The organism is Mesorhizobium sp. LNJC391B00, assembly GCF_000502535.1.
In the GTDB taxonomy this organism is placed as follows: Bacteria; Pseudomonadota; Alphaproteobacteria; order Rhizobiales; family Rhizobiaceae; genus Mesorhizobium.
Genome location: NZ_AYWI01000035.1, coordinates 1 through 2,939, shown reverse-complemented (window position 1 = coordinate 2,939; position 2,939 = coordinate 1). Strand labels below are relative to the sequence as shown.

The following is a 2,939-nucleotide window of genomic DNA, read 5'->3' as shown; positions in this document are numbered from 1 at the left end:
CTGACACTCCTTGCCAACACTCTCTCGCAAGGGCCGATAAGCGATACCGTTGCCCACAACATGGCACGCAATGGTCTGCTGCAAGCAGCGCGTTGCAATGCCGAGGTCGTGCAAGCTCTCGGTCTTGGAAAGCGGATCGCTGCCCGATGGCAAAAGGCCAATGCCAAGTGTCTGGCCGCCAACCGGAAAGCTGGGGATGTGGCAGGTGGGCTGGGTGCCATTTCAAAGTCGCTGCGCGTGCTGCTGCAATCGGCCATTCTTGCCGTCGGTGCGTACCTTGTCGTCAGGGAAGAGGCTACGGCCGGGGTCATGATTGCCAGTTCGATCATGATGGGGCGTGCGCTGGCTCCGGTCGACCTCGCCATTTCAAGCTGGAAACCCTTCCTCATGGCGCGCCAGGGTTGGGCGCGGCTGGAGGACCTCTTGGAAAAGGTTCCTGAAACCGCTCCTGTTATGCTAATGCCTGCACCTGAACGCGAACTGCGCCTCGAAAGCGTGACAATCGTTCCGCCCGGCGAAAGCAAGCCGACCGTGACCGGCCTTGCGTTTGCCATTCAGGCGGGAAGCGCACTCGGGGTCATCGGCCCGTCGGGCTCGGGCAAGTCGACACTCTCGCGCGCCATCGTCGGCGCATGGACGCCGGTCGCCGGGAAGGTTCGCATCGACAGCGCAAGCCTCGATCAATGGGACCGGGAAGCACTAGGCCGTCACATCGGCTATCTGCCACAAGGTGTTGAATTGTTCGATGGCACCATTGCCGAAAACATCGCTCGTTTTGAAGATGATCCTGACCCTGAGGCTATTGTCGCCGCGGCGAAAGCAGCGGGCACGCACGAACTGATCCTCCGATTTGAGCACGGATACGAAACTCCGATTNCGCGGCGAAAGCAGCGGGCACGCACGAACTGATCCTCCGATTTGAGCACGGATACGAAACTCCGATTGGTGAGGCCGGATCGGCACTTTCCGCCGGGCAGCGTCAGCTTATCGGTCTTGCCCGGGCCCTTTATCGAGACCCTTTCCTTGTCGTGCTGGATGAACCCAATGCCCATCTCGACGCGGAAGGCGAAGCTGCAGTCGTTAATGCGATCGCCTCCGTGCGCGAGCGCAAGGGCATTGCGGTTGTCGTCGCCCATCGGCCGAGCGCCATCCGCGCCGTCGATTTGGTGTTGGTGATGGAAGGTGGACGGCAGCGATCATTCGGTGCGCGTTCCAAAGTCCTGAAGGCCATCCAGTCTACACAGGATCACGTGGCAGAGCGCGCTGACATGGAGGATCCCGGTGTCCGGCATTCATCAGAACAATGACGTTTCGAGTCCATTCGCCGGCACCTTGTGGCGGGCCTTCTGGCGAGCGTGATCTTTGTGGGAGGAGCCGGAGCCTGGGCGACCGACCTTCACGAATCTCTCCGGTGCGGTTGTAGCGTCCGGACACTTTGTCGTCGTTTCCTAGTGAGAAGATACAGCACCCGACTGGCGGGGTGGTCGGAGAAATCCTGGTGAACCCGGCATTTCGTACTACCTGGTGCGCCTGTCGGTTCCGATCTCGGCTCGCGCGAACGCGCTCCCTAACGTTCCATTGCTCGCAATGGGCAGTGCCGGCGCGACTCGGCAACACAGCCCCATGCCCGTTCTTCCGAGGGCGGCCCAACCAGGACGACCGGTTGCCAAGTTTTCCTGGACCGTTCTTTGAGTGTGAATGTTCGGGCCGATTGCCTGGGGCGTGTCCCCGCCGCCTGCGAGCCCGCAACTGCTCAGCAGAAGGGCGAAGTGAACGAGAATGCATCCATTTCGTAAATGTATGCCTATCCAAGCAATCGATTTCTCCAATTGTCCGATGACGAATATGAACGACTCAGGCAGGGGCATCATTAGGAGTATTTTCAATGGCAAAGATTATCGAAGGTGGCCCGAGTTCCGAAACACTCCTCGGCACCGAGGGTGTTGACTGGATCGAGGGTTACCAGGGCGGTGACTGGCTTGACGGTCGTGGCGGCAACGACGAGATCTCGGGTGGCGCGGGCAGTGACCGAGCCATCGGCGGCAAGGGTAACGACCGCATCTTCGGCGGAGATGGCTGGGACGATCTCTCCGGCGACAACGGCCGCTTCAACGCGCGCGTCTCCGGTGAGGACAATGACAGGCTCAGCGGCGGACCCGGCCAGGATGTCCTCTACGTGGGTGACGGCCAGGACACGTTGACCGGGGGCAGCGACAGTGACACGTTCGTGTTCCAGTTCCACAATCCGGTGCCTGGGGTTGTCGGGTCGACGTCGGACATTACCACTATCACCGATTTCAACCCGGCGGAGGACAAGTTCGCCTTCGATGCGGTGGGCCTCTACAACGATGGTTTTGGCGCGAACTTCGTCAACAACGCCAGCATACAGTCCGGCTACCCGGTGAGCAGCTTCTACAGCGGTGCGGCCTCGGGTGCGAACGGCGAACACGTCGTGGTGATCACTGGCGAATCTTTCAACTCTGCTAATGAGGCGGCGAGTGCGATCTCCGGCGAGCACGCCGGCGACATCATTGTCTACCAAAGCAGCTACACCGACAGACTCGCAACTCTGGCCTATGTCACCGCCGACGGCAGCGCGCACGAGTTCGCCCACCTGGGCGGTGTGGTCACCGTGGCAGACCTGGGCCTGACCGCGTCCGACTTCACCTTCGTTTGATCCAGAAAACCCATACGGAACCGCGCCCGCCCCGCCCCCCTGGGCGGGCGCTTTCCCGTTTCCGCTACTTGCCATGGGCCGGGGCGCCCGAGAGCAGTCAGCGTGTACAGTGACGAAGCCCTGCGCGTCGCGCTGGTCGTGCACCGAAATCTCCCTGAAGGTGTGGAGGCGGATTCGCCTGTTCGGGCCCTTGCGGCCGACCACGATGAATCCCTTCCAAACTTTCAGCCGGACGGTGTTGTTGACCCGCTCCATTAAATGC

Annotated in this window: 1 protein-coding gene and 1 pseudogene; both read left to right on the top strand. The window is 61.1% G+C overall.

What is annotated here, in order from left to right; all coding sequences use genetic code 11:
- Window positions 1-1,307: pseudogene (locus X750_RS01000000163585) on the top strand (ATP-binding cassette domain-containing protein); the annotation flags it as partial.
- A 578-nt stretch (window positions 1,308-1,885) separates the two neighbouring features.
- Complete coding sequence (locus tag X750_RS134350; protein WP_023690711.1) at window positions 1,886-2,677, top strand: hypothetical protein; 792 nt, start codon at window positions 1,886-1,888, stop codon at window positions 2,675-2,677.
- Window positions 2,678-2,939: the final 262 nt, after the last annotated feature.

Excerpts from the sequence above, each read along its gene's own strand:
- X750_RS134350 (WP_023690711.1), top strand. The coding sequence starts at position 1,886 with ATGGCAAAGATTATCGAAGGTGGCCCGAGTTCCGAAACACTCCTCGGC.